This window comes from Burkholderia sp. WP42, assembly GCF_000745665.1.
Classification (GTDB): domain Bacteria; phylum Pseudomonadota; class Gammaproteobacteria; order Burkholderiales; family Burkholderiaceae; genus Burkholderia; species Burkholderia vietnamiensis.
The window spans coordinates 199,911-216,273 of record NZ_JQJT01000016.1 but is presented as its reverse complement, the minus strand read 5'-3'; the positions used below and the strand labels follow the sequence as shown (position 1 = coordinate 216,273).

15 protein-coding genes and 2 pseudogenes are annotated in these 16,363 nt (G+C 68.0%); 11 read left to right on the top strand and 6 right to left on the bottom strand.

Translation table 11 applies throughout. From position 1 onward, the window contains the following. Window positions 1-77 precede the first annotated feature (77 nt). The 7 genes from pobA to EX20_RS10010 all read left to right on the top strand — a co-directional run bounded on the left by pobA (window position 78) and on the right by EX20_RS10010 (window position 7,133). Entirely contained in the window at window positions 78-1,310 is a 1,233-nt protein-coding gene (pobA, locus tag EX20_RS10040; RefSeq protein WP_034193420.1) for a 4-hydroxybenzoate 3-monooxygenase, read from the top strand. A 142-nt stretch (window positions 1,311-1,452) separates the two neighbouring features. After that, on the top strand, window positions 1,453-2,166 hold the full coding sequence (locus EX20_RS10035) for a 3-oxoacid CoA-transferase subunit A (RefSeq protein ID WP_011881086.1): 714 nt from the start codon (window positions 1,453-1,455) through the stop codon (window positions 2,164-2,166). 68 nt (window positions 2,167-2,234) lie between these two features. After that, a complete protein-coding gene (locus tag EX20_RS10030; RefSeq protein WP_011881085.1) occupies window positions 2,235-2,891 on the top strand; it encodes a CoA transferase subunit B in 657 nt (218 codons plus the stop codon). Between the two features lie 88 nt (window positions 2,892-2,979). Continuing rightward, entirely contained in the window at window positions 2,980-4,338 is a 1,359-nt protein-coding gene (locus EX20_RS10025; protein ID WP_034193419.1) for a 3-carboxy-cis,cis-muconate cycloisomerase, read from the top strand. Window positions 4,339-4,354: 16 nt separating this feature from the next. Then, the gene (gene pcaD, locus EX20_RS10020) at window positions 4,355-5,140 is read left to right on the top strand and encodes a 3-oxoadipate enol-lactonase (protein WP_034193418.1); all 786 of its coding nucleotides are present in this window, start codon (window positions 4,355-4,357) and stop codon (window positions 5,138-5,140) included. Window positions 5,141-5,150: 10 nt separating this feature from the next. After that, window positions 5,151-5,537 carry a 4-carboxymuconolactone decarboxylase gene (gene pcaC / locus EX20_RS10015; RefSeq protein WP_011881082.1) on the top strand — a complete coding sequence of 129 codons (387 nt, stop codon included), beginning with the start codon at window positions 5,151-5,153 and terminating at the stop codon, window positions 5,535-5,537. 237 nt (window positions 5,538-5,774) lie between these two features. Beyond that, window positions 5,775-7,133, top strand: a complete 1,359-nt coding sequence (locus EX20_RS10010) for an MFS transporter (RefSeq protein ID WP_034193417.1) — start codon at window positions 5,775-5,777, stop codon at window positions 7,131-7,133. A 121-nt stretch (window positions 7,134-7,254) separates the two neighbouring features. Here the strand turns inward: EX20_RS10010 and EX20_RS10005 are convergent, their stop codons facing one another. Together EX20_RS10005 and EX20_RS10000 are read right to left on the bottom strand one after the other, a co-directional pair. Continuing rightward, window positions 7,255-7,503, bottom strand: a complete 249-nt coding sequence (locus EX20_RS10005; RefSeq protein ID WP_011881080.1) for a hypothetical protein — start codon at window positions 7,501-7,503, stop codon at window positions 7,255-7,257. 110 nt (window positions 7,504-7,613) lie between these two features. Next, a complete protein-coding gene (locus tag EX20_RS10000; protein ID WP_034193450.1) occupies window positions 7,614-8,231 on the bottom strand; it encodes a LysE family translocator in 618 nt (205 codons plus the stop codon). Between the two features lie 784 nt (window positions 8,232-9,015). Between EX20_RS10000 and EX20_RS09990 the strand changes: the two are divergent. Then, window positions 9,016-9,536: pseudogene (locus tag EX20_RS09990) on the top strand (amidohydrolase family protein); the annotation flags it as partial. Window positions 9,537-9,557: 21 nt separating this feature from the next. Here EX20_RS09990 and EX20_RS09985 read toward each other — a convergent pair. The 4 genes and pseudogenes from EX20_RS09985 to EX20_RS09970 form a co-directional block, all read right to left on the bottom strand. Then, a complete protein-coding gene (locus tag EX20_RS09985; protein ID WP_011881077.1) occupies window positions 9,558-10,421 on the bottom strand; it encodes a LysR substrate-binding domain-containing protein in 864 nt (287 codons plus the stop codon). A gap of 283 nt (window positions 10,422-10,704) precedes the next feature. Continuing rightward, complete coding sequence (hutC, locus tag EX20_RS09980; protein WP_011881076.1) at window positions 10,705-11,442, bottom strand: histidine utilization repressor; 738 nt, start codon at window positions 11,440-11,442, stop codon at window positions 10,705-10,707. 31 nt (window positions 11,443-11,473) lie between these two features. Continuing rightward, a pseudogene (locus EX20_RS09975) lies at window positions 11,474-11,809 on the bottom strand (cupin domain-containing protein); the annotation flags it as partial. Window positions 11,810-11,816: 7 nt separating this feature from the next. Further along, the gene (locus EX20_RS09970) at window positions 11,817-12,581 is read right to left on the bottom strand and encodes an SDR family oxidoreductase (RefSeq protein WP_034193415.1); all 765 of its coding nucleotides are present in this window, start codon (window positions 12,579-12,581) and stop codon (window positions 11,817-11,819) included. 699 nt (window positions 12,582-13,280) lie between these two features. Here EX20_RS09970 and EX20_RS09965 point away from each other — a divergent pair. The 3 genes from EX20_RS09965 (at window position 13,281) to EX20_RS09955 (ending at window position 16,192) form a co-directional block, all read left to right on the top strand. After that, window positions 13,281-13,991: a YceH family protein gene (locus tag EX20_RS09965; RefSeq protein ID WP_034193414.1), complete on the top strand. Its 711-nt coding sequence runs from the start codon at window positions 13,281-13,283 to the stop codon at window positions 13,989-13,991. A gap of 197 nt (window positions 13,992-14,188) precedes the next feature. After that, window positions 14,189-15,319 carry a 3-deoxy-7-phosphoheptulonate synthase gene (locus EX20_RS09960; protein WP_011881071.1) on the top strand — a complete coding sequence of 377 codons (1,131 nt, stop codon included), beginning with the start codon at window positions 14,189-14,191 and terminating at the stop codon, window positions 15,317-15,319. A 444-nt stretch (window positions 15,320-15,763) separates the two neighbouring features. Continuing rightward, the gene (locus EX20_RS09955; RefSeq protein WP_011881069.1) at window positions 15,764-16,192 is read left to right on the top strand and encodes a PRC-barrel domain-containing protein; all 429 of its coding nucleotides are present in this window, start codon (window positions 15,764-15,766) and stop codon (window positions 16,190-16,192) included. Window positions 16,193-16,363 lie beyond the last annotated feature (171 nt).

Below are 16,363 nucleotides of genomic sequence, written 5' to 3'. Positions count from 1 at the left end.
CTGAATCGCGTTGCCGGATAGTCGGGAAAGCGCTGAAATGTGTTCCACGATTCGAATTAATGTTCAGGAGACGAACAATGCGCACCCAGGTCGCCATCATCGGCGCCGGTCCTTCCGGCCTTTTGCTTTCCCATCTGCTGCGCCTGCAAGGCGTCGATTCCATCCTCGTCGAAGCCCGCTCGCGGGAATACTGCGAGAACCGCATTCGCGCCGGCGTGCTCGAGCAGGGAACGGTCGACACGCTGAACGAAGCCGGCCTCGGCGACCGGATGCGGCGCGAGGGGCTCGAACATCACGGCATCGAGCTGCTGTTCTCCGGCCAGCGTCACCGGATCGACCTGAGCGGGCTCACCGGCGGCCGCGCGATCACCGTCTACAGCCAGCACGAGGTCGTGCGCGACCTGATCGCGGCCGGCGATACGCACGGCCATCAGATGCACTTCGACGTCTCGGACGTGGCGCTGCACGACGTGGAGAGCGACCGTCCGTTCGTCACGTTCACCCACGCGGACGGCCGCGCCGAGCGCATCGACTGCGACTACATCGCCGGCTGCGACGGCTTTCACGGCATCGCGCGGCAGACGATCCCCGCCGAGAAGCTGAACACGTTCGAACGCGTCTATCCGTTCGCGTGGCTCGGCATCCTCGCGGATGCCGCGCCGTCGCTCGACGAGCTCGTGTACGCGCATCACGACAACGGCTTCGCGCTGTTCTCGATGCGCTCGCCGACGGTCACGCGCCTCTATCTGCAATGCCGGCCCGACGAAGACCTCGCCGAATGGTCCGACGCGCGCATCTGGGACGAGCTGCACACGCGTTTCTCGAACGACACCGGCTGGACGCCGACCGAAGGCCCGATCACGCAGAAGAGCGTGACGCCGATGCGCAGCTTCGTGTCGGAGACCATGCAGCACGGCCGGCTGTTCCTCGCCGGCGACGCCGCGCACATCGTGCCGCCGACCGGCGCCAAGGGGATGAACCTCGCGGTCGCCGACGTGCGCGTGCTGTCCCGCGCGCTCGGCGCGCGCTACCGCGATGGCGACGCCGCGCCGCTCGAGCGCTACTCGGCGACCTGCCTCGAACGCATCTGGCGCGCCGAGCATTTCTCCTACTTCATGACGAACATGCTGCATTCGTCGCCCGACGATTCGCCGTTCGTCAATCGCCTGAAGTTCGCCGAGCTGAAGTACGTGACGCGCTCGCGGGCCGCCGCGCAGTCGCTCGCCGAAAACTACGTCGGCCTGCCGTTCGACGACCAGCTCGCCTCCGATGCAACCCGCCTTGACAACGCGCTGTGCGCGACTCTATGATCGGCAATCGTTCGCTAATCGAATCAAGGTTCGATAGGCGAACAAAAGCCGAGGGTCGACGACGGCCTGCGGCGCGGCACGCGCTCCGCGTGTCACTTCGACAGGCCGCGCATCGTGCCGCGGGTTCGTATCAGGAAGAGACATGGTCAACAAGATTTTCGAATCGCTTCAAGCGGCGGTGGCGGACGTTCACGACGGCGCGACCATCATGATCGGCGGCTTCGGTACGGCGGGCATGCCGTCCGAGCTGATCGACGCGCTGATCGAGCAGGGCGCGCGCGGCCTGACGATCGTCAACAACAACGCGGGCAACGGCGAGACGGGGCTGGCGGCGCTGCTGAAAGCCAAGCGCGTTCGCAAGATCATCTGCTCGTTTCCGCGCCAGAGCGATTCGCAGGTGTTCGATGGGCTGTACCGTGCGGGCGAGATCGAGCTGGAGCTCGTGCCGCAGGGCAACCTCGCCGAGCGGATCCGCGCGGCCGGCGCCGGCATCGGCGGCTTCTTCACGCCGACGGGTTTCGGCACGAAGCTCGCCGAAGGCAAGGAAACGCGCGTGATCGACGGCAAGTCGTACGTGTTCGAAACGCCGATCCATGCGGACTTCGCGCTGGTGAAGGCGTACAAGGGCGACCGCTGGGGCAATCTCGTCTATCGCAAGACGGCGCGCAACTTCGGGCCGATCATGGCCAGCGCGGCGAAGGTCGCGATCGTACAGGTGTCGGAAGTCGTGCCGCTCGGCGCGCTGAACCCGGAACACATCGTGACGCCGGGCATTTTCGTGCAGCGCGTCGTCGAAGTGCCGCAGGCCGCGCATGCGGCCGAGCTGGCTGCCGAACGCGCCTCGCAAGCCGCCTGACGGCCCGAACCTCGTATGGGACCGGCGTTCGCGCGGCAGCGCCCGCGCCGGTCGACAGGAGAACCGAAATGAAACGACTGACCCGCGATGAAATGGCCAAGCGCGTCGCCCAGGACATCCCCGAAGGCGCGTACGTGAACCTCGGCATCGGCGTGCCGACGCTGGTGGCGAACCACCTCGATCCGAGCAAGGAGATCTTCCTGCACAGCGAGAACGGCCTGCTCGGGATGGGCCCGGCGCCCGCGCCCGGCGCCGAGGACGACGAACTGATCAACGCCGGCAAGCAGCACGTGACGCTGCTCACCGGCGGCGCGTATTTTCACCACGCGGATTCGTTCGCGATGATGCGCGGCGGCCATCTCGACTACTGCGTGCTCGGCGCGTTCCAGGTGTCGGCGGACGGCGATCTCGCGAACTGGCATACCGGCGCGCCCGACGCGATTCCGGCCGTCGGCGGCGCGATGGACCTCGCGATCGGCGCGAAGCAGGTGTTCGTGATGATGGAGCACCTGACGAAGCAGGGCGAGAGCAAGATCGTCGCGCAGTGCTCGTATCCGGTGACGGGCGTGCAGTGCGTGAGCCGCATCTATACGGATCTTGCGGTGCTCGACGTGACGGCCGACGGTCTCGCGGTGAGCGAGATCTTCACCGACCTGTCGTTCGACGAACTGCGCAAGCTGACCGGCGTGCCGCTGATCGACGCGACGCGCAAGGCGGCGGCCTGAACGGCAAGCGGGCCGGCGTGCGCGTTCGATCGCACGCCGGCCCGCTTCGGTAGACAATAGCCGCACGCCGTTTTTCCACTCTGACGCCATGCTCGAAGACAGCGCCCGCCTCACTTCCCTCATCTGCGGCACCGAGCCGCTCAACCGGATCTGGTCGCCGCGCGCGACGATCCAGCGGATGCTCGACGTCGAGGCGGCGCTCGCCCGTGCGCTCGCCGCGCAGCAGGTGATTCCCGCGGCGGCGGTCGCGCCGATCGAACGCGCCTGCGACGCCGGCCGGCTCGACGGCGACGCGCTCGCACAGGGCGCCGCGCTCGGCGGCAATCTGGCGATTCCGCTCGTCAAGCAGCTCACCGCGCTGGTGAAGGCCGACGACCCGGAAGCCGCCAAGTTCGTGCACTGGGGCGCGACCAGCCAGGACATCATCGACACCGCGACCGTGCTGCAGCTGCGCGACACGCTCGACGTGCTCGAGCCGCTGCTCGACGAAGCGTGCGCGTCGCTCGCGACGCTCGCTCGCGCGCATCGCGCGACGCCGATGATCGGCCGCACATGGCTGCAGCAGGCGCTCCCCATCACGCTCGGCCTCAAGTTCGCGCAATGGCTCGATGCGCTGCTGCGTCATCGCACGCGCTTCGCCGAATTGCGCGAACGTGCGCTGGTGCTGCAGTTCGGCGGGGCGGCCGGCACGCTCGCGAGCCTGCGGGAACACGCGGCCGGCGTGAGCGCCGCGCTCGCGGCCGATTTGAAGCTCGCGCTGCCGGCCGTGCCGTGGCATACGCAGCGCGATCGCATCGCGGAAGCCGCGTCGTGTTTCGGGATGCTCGTCGGCACGCTCGGCAAGATCGCGCGCGACGTGTCGCTGCAGATGCAGACCGAAGTGGGCGAGCTCGGCGAACCGGCTGCGGCCGGCAAAGGCGGCTCGTCGACGATGCCGCACAAGCGCAACCCGGTCGGCTGCGCGGCGGTGCTCACCGCCGCGACGCGCGCGCCGAACCTCGTGGCGACCGTGTTCGCGGCGATGGTGCAGGAGCATGAGCGCGCGCTCGGCGGCTGGCAGGCCGAATGGGACGCGCTGCCCGACCTCGCGCGCCTGACCGGCGGCGCGCTCGCGCAGATCGCGCAGATCGCCGCGGGCCTCGACGTCAACACCGAGCGCCTCGCCGCGAACCTCGACGTCACCCACGGGCTGATCCTCGGCGAAGCCGTGATGCTCGCGCTCGGCGACCGGATCGGCCGGCTCGATGCGCACCATGTCGTCGAGCACGCGTCGAAGCAGGCCGTGCACACCGGCGCGACGCTGTTCGACGTGCTCGCGGCGGATCCGGCCGTATCCGCCCACCTGTCGCGCGACGCGCTCGCGCAGCTGCTCGATCCCGCTCATTACGTCGGCGAGGCGCACGCCTACGTCGACGCCGTGCTCGCGCTGCACGCGGGCGCGCAATAACCAGGAGAACCAAGAGATGCCTTTCGCCACTGTCAACGGCGTGAAACTGCATTACCGGATCGACCGTGCCGCGCGCGCCGACGCGCCGTGGCTCGTCTTCTCGAACTCGCTCGGCGCGGATCTGCAGATGTGGGCGCCGCAGATTCGCCCGCTCACGCAGCACTTCAACGTGCTGCGCTACGACACCCGCGGCCACGGCCATTCCGAAGCGCCGGCCGGTTCGTACACGATCGATCAGCTCGCAGGCGACGTGATCGGTCTGCTCGACCATGTCGGCATCGAGCGCGCGTGTTTCTGCGGGATCTCGATGGGCGGCTTGACCGGCGCCGCGCTCGCCGCGCGCTTTCCGGCGCGTATCGTGCGCGCCGTGCTCGCCAACACGTCCGCAAAGATCGGTTCGCCGGAAGTGTGGGCGCCGCGTGCGCAGAAGGCGCGCGCCGAAGGGATGGCCGCGCTCGCCGATGCGGTGCTGCCGCGCTGGTTCACCGACGCGTTCGTCGAACGCGAGCCGCGCCTGTTCGACGCGATCCGCGACACCTTCGTGCATACCGACAAGGACGGCTATGCGGCGAACTGCGACGCGCTGAATGCAGCCGACCTGCGCGACGAAGTGAAGGGCATTGCGCTGCCGGTGCTCGTCGTGACCGGCGCGAAGGACATGTCGACGCCGCCCGACCAGGGCCGTGCGCTGGCCGCCGCGATTCCCGGAGCGCGTCACGTCGAATTCGACGGCGCGCACATTTCCAACATCGAGTGCGCCGACGGTTTCAACCGCGCGCTGCTCGACTTCCTGACCGCGTGAGGCGCCGACGATGGACGACCAGCAACGCTACGAAGCGGGGATGAAGGTGCGTCGCGCGGTGCTCGGCGACGCGCACGTCGATCGCTCGCTCGAAAACCGCACCGAAGTGACCGAGGAATTCCAGAACCTGATCACGCGCTACGCGTGGGGCGAGATCTGGACGCGCGACGGCCTGCCGCGCCATACGCGCAGCCTGCTGACCATCGCGATGATGGTCGCGCTGAACCGCGGCGAGGAGCTTGCGCTGCACCTGCGCGCGGCGCGCAACAACGGCGTGACGCGCGACGAAATCAAGGAAGTGCTGCTGCAGACCGCGATCTACTGCGGCGTGCCGGCCGCGAACTCGGCGTTTCATCTCGCCGACAAGATCTTCAAGGAGCAGGACGCCGCCGCATAGGCGAGGCCGGCGCGCGCGCCGGCACCGCTTCGCTCGCGCGCCGCGCCGAGGCCGGCGCAGCGTGACGAGCACAATAAGTACGATAAGCACGACGAGCAATGAACGCGCCGGCAGCGTACCGGTGCGCGAGCGAAGGAAAGGCGCGGTCGGAAGGCCGCGCGGGTTGCATCCATATCAATGCAGGAGCGGACCGAAGCGAGCGCCGAAGCGCAGCGTCGGCCGACAAGGAGACTAGCGATGAATCGCACCCCCGTGGTCGATGTTCAGACCTTCATCAACGAGCAGCCGTTCGGCGGTTTTCAGTGGCTCGTGTTCCTCATGTGTTTCGTGATCGTGCTGCTCGACGGCTTCGATACGGCCGCGATCGGCTTCATTGCGCCGTCGCTGCTCGGCGAATGGAACCTCAGCAAGCCCGATCTCGCGCCGGTGCTGAGCGCCGCGCTGTTCGGCCTCGCGTGCGGCGCGCTCGTGTCCGGTCCGCTGTCCGACCGCCTCGGGCGGCGTTCGCTGCTGCTCGGGTCGGTGTTCCTGTTCGGCGTCGCGTGCTTCGCTTCCGCCTTCTCGACCACCATCGGGCACCTGACGGTGCTGCGGTTCATCACCGGCGTCGGCCTTGGCGCCGCGATGCCGAACGCCGTCACGATGATGGGCGAGTTCTGCCCGGACAAGCGCCGCGCGACCGTGATCAATCTGATGTTCTGCGGTTTTCCGCTCGGCGCCGCGTTCGGCGGTTTTCTCGCGGCGTGGATGATTCCGCATTTCGGCTGGCGCAGCGTGCTGCTGCTCGGCGGCGTGACGCCGTTGCTGCTCGGCGTGCTGTTGCTGCTGAAGATGCCCGAGTCGGTGCGCTTCATGGTCGCGCACGGCCGCAGCGTCGAGCGTATTCGCGCGACGCTCGCGCGCATCTCGCGCGATGCGCTGAATGCCGGCTCGTTCGCGCTGACCGAAACGGCGCCGCAGACGGGCGGCAAGGGGCTCGGCGTCGTGATGTCGCGCGCGTACCTCGCCGGCTCGGTGATGCTGTGGGTCGCGTACTTCATGGGGCTCGTCATCTTCTACGCGTCGATCAACTGGATGCCGATTCTGCTGAAGGATGCCGGCCTCGCGCCGAAGAGCGCGACGCTGATTTCCGCGCTGTTCCCGCTCGGCGGCGTCGGCGCGGTGCTGTGCGGCGTGCTGATGGACCGCTTCAACGCGAACCGCGTGATCGCCGTCTGCTACGCGCTGACCGCGATCAGCGTGTACGCGATCGGACAGGCCGCCGGCAATGTGGGGCTGCTGGTGCTGGTCGTGTTCGTCGCGGGCGTGCTGATGAACACCGCGCAGTCGTCGATGCCGGCGCTTGCCGCCGCGTTCTACCCGACCGAAGGGCGCGGCACGGGCGTCGCATGGATGCTGGGCGTGGGACGCTTCGGCGGGATCGCCGGGTCGTTCCTCGTCGCGGAACTGACGCGCCGGCATTTCTCGTTCGCGTCGGTGTTCGCGACGATCGCGGTGGCCGGCCTGCTCGCATGCGTCGCGCTGCTCATCAAGCAGATGGCGCGGCCGCACGGCGCCGCGCAACCGACCGGGAAGGTCGAGTCGCTCGGGCATTGACCGCGAGCGTGGCGGGCGACGCACCGGGTTCGTTGGTGCGGCGCGGGCCGGCGCGGTGAGCGACGGCCGACGACGGATCGGGCCGGTTCGGCGGCCCGTCGCTATTGCGGCCGGTGCGCCGCTATTCCTCGGCGTCGTGTTCCTTGACGAAATTTCGCAGATACGCGCGCAGCGCCGCCTCCTGGCTGCGATGATCGATGTGGCTGGCGGCGCCTATTTCGGCTTCGTCGCCGAACAGTGTCGGCGGCGCGCAGTACGTGCCCACTTCGACGTTTTCGCGCAGCACGCGGATGTCGTGCGTGAGCGGGCGATATTCGGCGACCCAGTGCATGCCTTCGATATGCTCGCCGGCCTTCAGCAGTGGCTTCATCGACAACCTCCGTGCAGAGCAGCGGTGCAGCCGCCTAAGCGGCTGCACGCGCCCGTACGCGAAGGGTACGCCTGCGCCGCACCAAGCTCAACGGGCGCACTTGTGAGTGCTTACTGCGGTAGCAAGTGGACGACGAGCGGATACAGCGACAGGACCAGCAGCCCGGCCATCGTGACGTTGAAGATGCGCAGCGCGCGGCGGTTCGACAGGAAGCGGCGCAGGCCCTGGCCGAAGGCGGCCCACAGGCTGATGCACGGAAAGCCGATCATGACGAACACGACGGCCATCCACGCGGCGTTCATGCCGTAGTCGGCTGACAGGCGGATCGTCGTCGCGGCGGTCAGCACCATCATCCACGCTTTCGGGTTCACCCACTGGAACGCGGCGGCTTCGACGAACGTCATCGGCCGCGGCTTCGCGCCGTGCGCCTTTACCTCCCCGGACGTGCCGATTCGCCATGCGAGATACAGCAGATAGGCGACGCTCGCGACTTCGAGAATCGTATACAGGAACGGCACGCGGCGGAACGCTTCGCCGAGGCCGAAGCCGACGCAGAGCATCAGGATCGCAACGCCGCTGCTGATGCCGAACAGGTGCGGCATCGTGCGGCGGAAACCGAAGTTGACGCCGGACGCGAGCAGCATCGTGTTGTTCGGGCCTGGCGTGATCGACGTGACGAGCGCGAACAGCATGCCGGCCGGCAATGCGCTGAGGGTGAGGAATTCCATCGCGAAGTTCTCCATTCGTGTTCGAGGCTGGGATGGAGTCAGTGTAGCGACGGGTTTATGTACAGTACCGGTACAGTTGGATTGACGATTGCCGGTACGGAGGGGTGGTTGTTGTCGTCGGCCGATGGGCTGGTGTTGTCTCTCAGAAAAGATGTCCGCAGTCTCAATAAGTTGTCTTTGAATAATTGGCTACCTGCCACGTGCAAGGGATGTGATCCATATCGGCGGGCAGAAAATGATCGGAGAATATTTGGCGATGGTGGTATATGACGCAATGTTTGATCGACGGTGTCAGACCGACGTTGTCACATCGGAGGCGCTCATCCGCCATTCAACGTGCGATTTCGCCCGCGCGAAAAGTATCGTCGATCACAACCGTCAAGCAGCGCATGGCAGCGATCTGTCACATGTTCGACGGGCTCGTCACCGGCCAAGATGGGCCGTACGTCCCGCCGCGCCGGTGAAGGGCCCGAGCTACACCACGAAGCAGGGCAAGATGCCAGTGCTCGACGCGACTGAAGCGGAGTAACTGCTCGACAGTATCGATGTGAGGATGCCGGTCGGGCTGCGTGACCGCGCACGGATCGCGTTGATGGTGTTTTCGTTCACGCAGATCGGCGCAGCGCTCACGATGCGGGTCGACGACGTCTATGTGCAACAGCGCTGGCTGTAGGTGCATCTGTACGAAAAACGCGGCAAGGCGCTCACGATGTCGTGTCATCACACGCTCGAAGCGTACATGCATGCATACCTCGAGGGCATTGGCCTGGCTGCTGAGCCGAAGCTCGACCTGATCCTGCAACGCACGGCCGCGCTCGGCATGCGCGGCAAGGTCACGATCAGCCACGGCTTCTGCCTCGGCGACCTCGCCGAACGCGAGCGCGACGCGCTGCTCGCGCGGATGGCCGAGCTGCGCGTCGCGATCGTCACGACCGCGCCGGCCGCGGTGCCGGTGCCGTCGGTCGCCGCGTGCCGCGCGGCGGGCGTGACGGTCATCGGCGGCAACGACGGCGTGCGCGATACGTGGACGCCGTTCGGTTCGCCCGACATGCTGGAGCGCGCGATGCTGATCGCGATGCGCAACGATTTCCGGCGCGACGACGCGCTCGAAGTCGCCTCGACTGCGTGACCCACGGCGGCGCGCGCGGCTGCGGCTTCGTCGACTACGGCCTGGAGGCTGGCAAGCGCGCCGACGTCGTGCTCGTCGATGTGGCGACGTTCGCGGAAGCCGTAGTCGCGCGGCCGCTGCGGCGGCTCGTCGTGTCGTCGGGGAAGATCGTCGCGCGCGACGGCGTGCTGCTCTGAGCGCAACGCCGCCGCACGCGCTTAGTGCTGCTCGTGCTCGAGCATCGTCGCCAGCGCTTTCGTCAGTTCATTGACCACCGGATCGGCGGTCGGCCGGTGCAGGATCGCGATGTCCATGTTCTCGATCGGCGCGAAGCCCTGCGTCGCGGTCAACACGACGTGCTCGTCAGTGACCGCGCGCGCGGGCAGCACGCTGATGCCGAGGCCGTCCGCGACGGCCGCCTGGATGCCGCTCAGGCTCGACGTCGTGAACGCGATGCGCCAGCGCCGGCCGCGCGCCTCGATCGCCTCGATCATGTCGTCGCGATAAAGCCCGCGCGGCGGAAACGCGACGATCGGCAACGGATCGAGATCGATCGACGGATGCCGCGCGCTGTCGATCCAGCGCAGCTTCTCGGGCCAGCGTACGACCGCCTCGCGGCTACCGCGCCGCTGCTTGATCAGCACCAGGTCGAGTTCGCCGCGATCGTACGCGGCGCTGACGTCGCGGCTCAGTCCGCACGTGACTTCCAGCTTCACCTGCGGATGATCGCGCTTGAACGCCGCGAGCGCGTGCGTCGTGCGGCCCGCCGCGAAATCGTCGGGCACGCCGAGCCGGATCGTCAGCGCGACGGTGGCGCCCGTCAGCGCTTCGAGCATCTCGTCGTTCAACGCGAGCATGCGGCGCGCGTAGCTCAGCACGGTCACGCCCGCGTCGGTCGGCCGGACGTCGCGCGTGCCGCGGTCGAGCAGCCGGTGTCCGGCGATCTCCTCGAGCCGCCGCACCTTCTGGCTGACGGTCGACTGCGTCGAATGCAGCCGTGCGGAGGCCGTCGTGAAACTGCCGCAATCCGCGACCATCACGAGCGCGCGCAGCAGGTCGAGGTCGAACAGGGGTCTATTCATTTCCGCACTTGTTTGGATCGCCGCATTTCATTTTCAACTATCGGTGGGCGATTTTTAACATGGCCGGTGCGTGTCGGCAACCGCGATTGATGTGGAGGCTGCACGCCATTACGCACTTCAACGCAGCGCTGGCGCGTGCGCTGGATGAGCGCGCTCTGCGGCCGCCCCTGGCGGAAGCGCGCGGTGCGTCGATGTAGCGGGATACGACGGATCGGTCGACACTGAACGCCCCGGAAACCGCGCGTTAGCGGCCAGGCATAAGTTGCTCGGCGCGGTGACCGCTTCAGGTCTGGTGTCGGCCGGCGCCCGGCTTGAAGCGCGAGCCGAGCCGGTAACGATTGCCCGGATGCACGAAGTGCACGAACGTGACGGGTAAGCCGTTCGTCCAGGTGCGACGCGTGAGCGTCAGGCACGGCTCGTCGGCGGGCATGTCGAGCAGCCGTGCCTGCTCGCCGGTCGGCAGCGACGCGTCGACGACGTGCTCGATTTCGAGTTCGTGGTGCGACACGTTGTTGAACAGGTATTCGGACGGCGGCTCGACTTCGAAATCCTGATCGATGAAACCGGGCGCGGCGGCCGGATTGACGTAGCGGTCCTCGAGCTGGATCGGGCGGCCGTTCTCCTCGTGCACGCACACCACGTGAAAGACCGGCGTGTTGACGTCGAGCCCGAACGCGGCGGCCACGTCGAACGACGCGGGCTCGCGCGCGCGGCTCAGTACGCGACAGCGGTATTCGTGGCCGCGCGCGCGAATCTCGTCGCGGATGTGCGCGATCATCAGCAGGTTCGACTGCGGCTTCGCTTCGGCGACGAAGGTGCCGACGCCGGAGATCCGCTCGAGCACGCCTTCCTCGGTCAGCTCGCGCAGCGCGCGATTGACCGTCATGCGCGCGACGCCGAAGCGCGCGGCGAGATCGAGCTCGGATGGAATGCGCTCGCCCGTGCGCCATTCGCCCGACGCGACGTTCCGGCGAACGAGTGTCTTGATCTGCTGGAACGGTGCGGTGGCCTTCGTGACCATCGGTGGATCCTCGCGCGTAGAAGTGACGACGCTAGCCGTCGTGACTGACGATGACCAGGATCTCCGCCTGCGGGGTGCCGACGCTGCGCGTGCGGTGCGGGATCAGTGCGTTGAAATAGACTGAATCGCCGGTCGCGAGTTGCACCGTCTCGTTGGGAAATTCGATCTCGACGCGCCCCTTGTGGACGAACGGGAATTCCCTGCGTTCGTGCTCGCGAAACGTCGACGCCACGAATTCGTGCAGCGGCGGTACGACGAACGGCAGCGTCTTCTTCGGCGCGAGGCCGGCGGCGATGCTTTTGGGGCGATGCGCGTCGTGGCCGGCGGCCGCTCCCATTGCCGTGCGCTCGCCGGCACGCGTGACGGTGTGCGGCTCAGCCGGCCGGCAGGTTGCGGACGTCGGCCGTCGGCTCGGCGCCGAACGCGTCGCTGAGCGCGTAGCGGATCAGATGCCGCGCGGCCTCGTCGGGCGTCGACAGCGCGCCGCTCGCTTTCAGCGCGTCGAATTTTTCTCGCATCGGGAAGTTGGCTTCGCTGGTCGAGCGGATCGTTGCCTGCATGCCGGTGTCGACGACACCCGGCGCGACGCTGCAGATCCGCAGCGCGCGGTTCGCGTCGAGCGCGACGGCGCGCGCGTGGTGATCGAGCGCGGCCTTCGTCGCGCAGTAGACGCTCCAGCCCGCGTATGCGTTGCGGGCGGCGCCGCTCGACACGTGCAGCACGCGGCATTCGGTCGGCGCCGCTGCGGCTTGCACGAGCGCGGCCGACAGCATCAGCGGGGCGGCGACGTTCAGCGCGACCGCGCGCGCGACCAGCGCCGGGTCTTGCGCGGCCAGCGGGCCGATCGGATCGACGACGCCTGCGTTATTGAACAGCAGGACGAGCGATGCGCCGTCGACGAAGCTGCGCAGCGCGCCGCCGGCGAGCCAGGCCGCCACGGCCGCGGTGTCGGACAGGTCGAGCTCGGTCTCGACAAGGCGATCGCCGGCTGTTGCGGCGAGCGACGGATGCCGGCTGCGCGATACGCCGAGCACGGCGATGTCCTGCTGCAGCAATTGTTCGGCGAGCGATGCGCCGAGGCCGCGCGTATGTCCGGTGACGATGGCGCGCACGCTGGGTGCGCAAGCGGTTGCATTCATGGGGGTGAGCGAGTGTGCGGATGAGGGAGCGAACGTGCGGAGCGGAGGCGCGGCGGCACGGCAGGCGATGCGCCGATGCGCCGGCGCGAATGCGCGAGCGGATCGCGCAGCGTCGCGACGCGTGACGCGTATCGTAGCGCCGGCGTGCGCGACGCGCAAACGGGCAAACGGGCAAACGGGCAAACGCACCGACGCACGAACGCACGAACGCGCCAATGCGCCAATGCGCCAACGCCAACGCCGACGCCGACGCCAACGCCAACGCCAACGCCAACGCCAACGCCAACGCCAACGCCAACGCCAACGCGCAAAGGCGCAAGGCGCAAGGCGCAAGGCGCAAGGCGCAAGGCGCAAAGGCGCAAAGGCGCAAAGGCGCAAAGGCGCAAGGGCGCAAGGGCGCAAGGGCGCAAGGGCGAATACGCCGGAGTGCAGAGACGCAGCGACGCCAGGGCACAAGGGCACAAGGGCACAAGGGCACAAGGGCACAAGGCCACGGCGCCGCCCGCAGCCAGAATCCACAGCAACGAACATCCCACCATCCCCCACCCGCCATACCGCCCCCGCTGCGGCAAGTCGGCGCGCCGTGCCCCGCACGCGCGCCGCGCGTCACCGCGCGAGCTATCATATGGCTCGCCCGTCCGCGCCGCCGGACCGGCGAGCCACCGATTCCCTTCACCCGCTGCACGTTGCGACGCCATCATGAACACCACGCCGGACCTGCCCACGCCCCGCGCCCTGCGCGAACTCACGCCTCTCGAGGCCCGCATTCTCGGGGTGCTCGTGGAGAAGCAGCACACGGTGCCGGACACCTATCCGCTGTCGCTGAACGCGCTGACCGCCGGCTGCAACCAGAAAACCGCGCGCTCGCCGGTGATGAGCGTCGGCGAGGACGAGGTCACGGCCGCGCTCGACGGGCTCAAGCACCTGAGCCTCGTGATGGAGGGCAGCAGCAGCCGCGTGCCGCGTTTCGAGCACAACATGAACCGCGTGCTCGGGATTCCGAGCCAGGCGATCGCGCTGCTGACGATCCTGCTGCTGCGCGGTCCGCAGACGGCCGCCGAGCTGCGCCTGAACAGCGCGCGCCTGCACGGCTTCGCCGACATCTCGTCGGTCGAGGCATTCCTCGACGAGCTCGCGGCGCGCGCACAGCCGCTCGTCGTGCGGCTGCCGCGCGCGCCCGGTGCGCGCGAGAACCGCTGGATGCACCTGATGTGCGGCGACGTGAACCTCGCCGACTTCGCCGGTTCGGACGCGGGCGGCGGCGCGGATGCCGTTCCGCCGTCCGAGTTCGAGGCGCTGAAGGCCGAGCAGAAGCGGCTCGCCGATGAAGTGGCGCGCTTGAATGCGCTGGTTCAGCGCATGGCGACCGAGCTCGGCATCGACGTCGACGCGCCCGGCGACGCCGGCTGAGCATCACGCGTCGGCCGCGCGCGCAGCATGCCGATGCGCGCGGATGCGCGCCCGGCGCGCAGCCGCTTCAACCGCCGGCGTCGCGCATCGCGCATGGCGCACGCGTCGCCGAGACGACACGGCAACGCATAGACGGCCTTGCGCGAATGCCATAATCGCGCTTGCCCATCATTTCGGATGTACCGCGGAGAATTTCCATGCATAACCTCGACAATCCCTCCCACGATCGCGAGGTAGGCAGCGCCGACGCGACGCAAGACACGACCCGCATCGACGACGTCCGCATCGGCGCCGTGCGCCCGCTGATCTCGCCCGCGCTGCTGCAGGACGAGCTGCCGGTGCCGGCCGGCACGCAGACGCTCGTCGAGGACACGCGGCGCGCGATCGGCGACATCCTGCACGGCCGCGACGACCGGCTGCTGGTCGTCGTCGGCCCGTGCTCGATCCACGACCACGACCAGGCGCTCGAGTACGCGCGCCGCCTGAAGGCCGCCGCCGACGCGCTGCAGGACGATCTGCTGATCACGATGCGCGTGTACTTCGAGAAGCCGCGCACGACGGTCGGCTGGAAGGGCTACATCAACGATCCGCGTCTGGACGGCAGCTTCCGCATCAACGAAGGGCTGCGCGCGGCACGACAGCTGCTGCTCGACATCAACGCGCTCGGCCTGCCGGCGTCGACCGAATTCCTCGACCTGCTGAGCCCGCAGTACATCGCGGATCTGATCGCGTGGGGCGCCATCGGCGCGCGCACCACCGAGAGCCAGAGCCATCGTCAGCTCGCATCGGGCCTGAGCTGCCCGATCGGCTTCAAGAACGGCACCGACGGCGGCGTGCAGGTCGCGGCCGACGCGATCGTCGCCGCGCGCGCGAGCCATGCGTTCATGGGAATGACGAAGATGGGCATGGCCGCGATCTTCGAGACGCGCGGCAACGACGACGCGCACGTGATCCTGCGCGGCGGCAAGAACGGTCCGAACTACGACGCCGAGCACGTCGAAGCGAGCTGCGCGGTGCTGCGCAAGAGCGGGTTGCGCGAGCAGGTGATGGTCGATTGCTCGCATGCGAATTCGAACAAGTCGCACGAGCGGCAGATCGACGTCGCGCAGGATCTCGCGCGCCAGCTGTCGCAGGGCGAGCAGCGCATCATCGGCGTGATGGTGGAGAGCCATCTCGAGGCCGGCCGTCAGGATCTGAAGCCGGGCGTGCCGCTGAAGTACGGCGTGTCGATCACCGATGCATGTCTGAGCTGGTCGCAGACGGAGCCGGTGCTCGACGTGCTCGCGCAAGCCGTGCGGCAGCGCCGGGGCGCGTCGCGCAACGCGTGACCTGTCCGTATCGGACCTTGCAGCGAAGTTCGGCCGCAGCCCGAGGACGTCCGGCGCGCACGAGGAATCGGCGTTTCGCAAGCCCGGCGTCCGCAGCGACGCCGAGCCGTTCGCATCGCGGCAAGCGCATCGACGAAGGCCGCGTCGCGCAAATTCGACGCTGCAGCAGCGATTCCGCCACGCCGCCGCGCACGATCTTTTGATCTTCATCGAGCGCGATGCGCATCGGCGTCGCACGCTCAACGCACGATCGGGCGAATGCCGCTACCATGAACGCGTGTTGCACGCTGCGGGCCGGTCATGCCGGCTCGTCATGCACACCCGCGGCGGCGGCGAGTGTGGCCGTCACGCGTCCGACGAAGCGCGCGGTACTCACCGATCGGCCGTTATCCCGCGTCGCTTTGCTCCCGGAATCAACAACAACCGAACCGGAGTGCAATACGCATGAAGTTCTATAAAACCCTCATCGCAGCAACCGTCCTCGCGTCCAGCGTCAGCGCGCACGCGCAGATCGCCGGCTCGCAGCCGCTCAGCGTCACCGTCGAGCAATCGCAGGCGCTGCTCGAAGGCTGGAGCGTGAAGAAAAGCGTGCTCGGCAAGACCGTGTACAACGACGCGAACCAGAAGGTCGGCACGGTGCGCGACCTGATCGTCGCACCGGACGGCTCGGTGTCGGCGGCAATCGTGTCGGCCGGCGGCTTCCTCGGCGTTGCCGCGCATGACGTCGCGGTGCCGATCGCATCGCTCGACGTGCGCAACGGCAACATCTATCTGCCGGGCGCGACGAAGGCCGCGCTGAAGGCCACGCCGGCATTCCAGTACACGAAGGTGCCGTCGCCGCCGAAGCCGCGCAAGGTCGACGAGAAGCACTAACCCTCCGCGCCCGGTACGCAACGTGCCGGGCCGGGCCGGGCCGAGCGCGCGCGATGTCGCCGCGCGCGTCGGCCCAGCGCGCATCCGCTGGCGTCTACGTAATTCTACGTAGCGCTGCATACGTAGTTGTGCGCTTGTACGCCTCCCCCTTGCACGGAATACTACCGACCA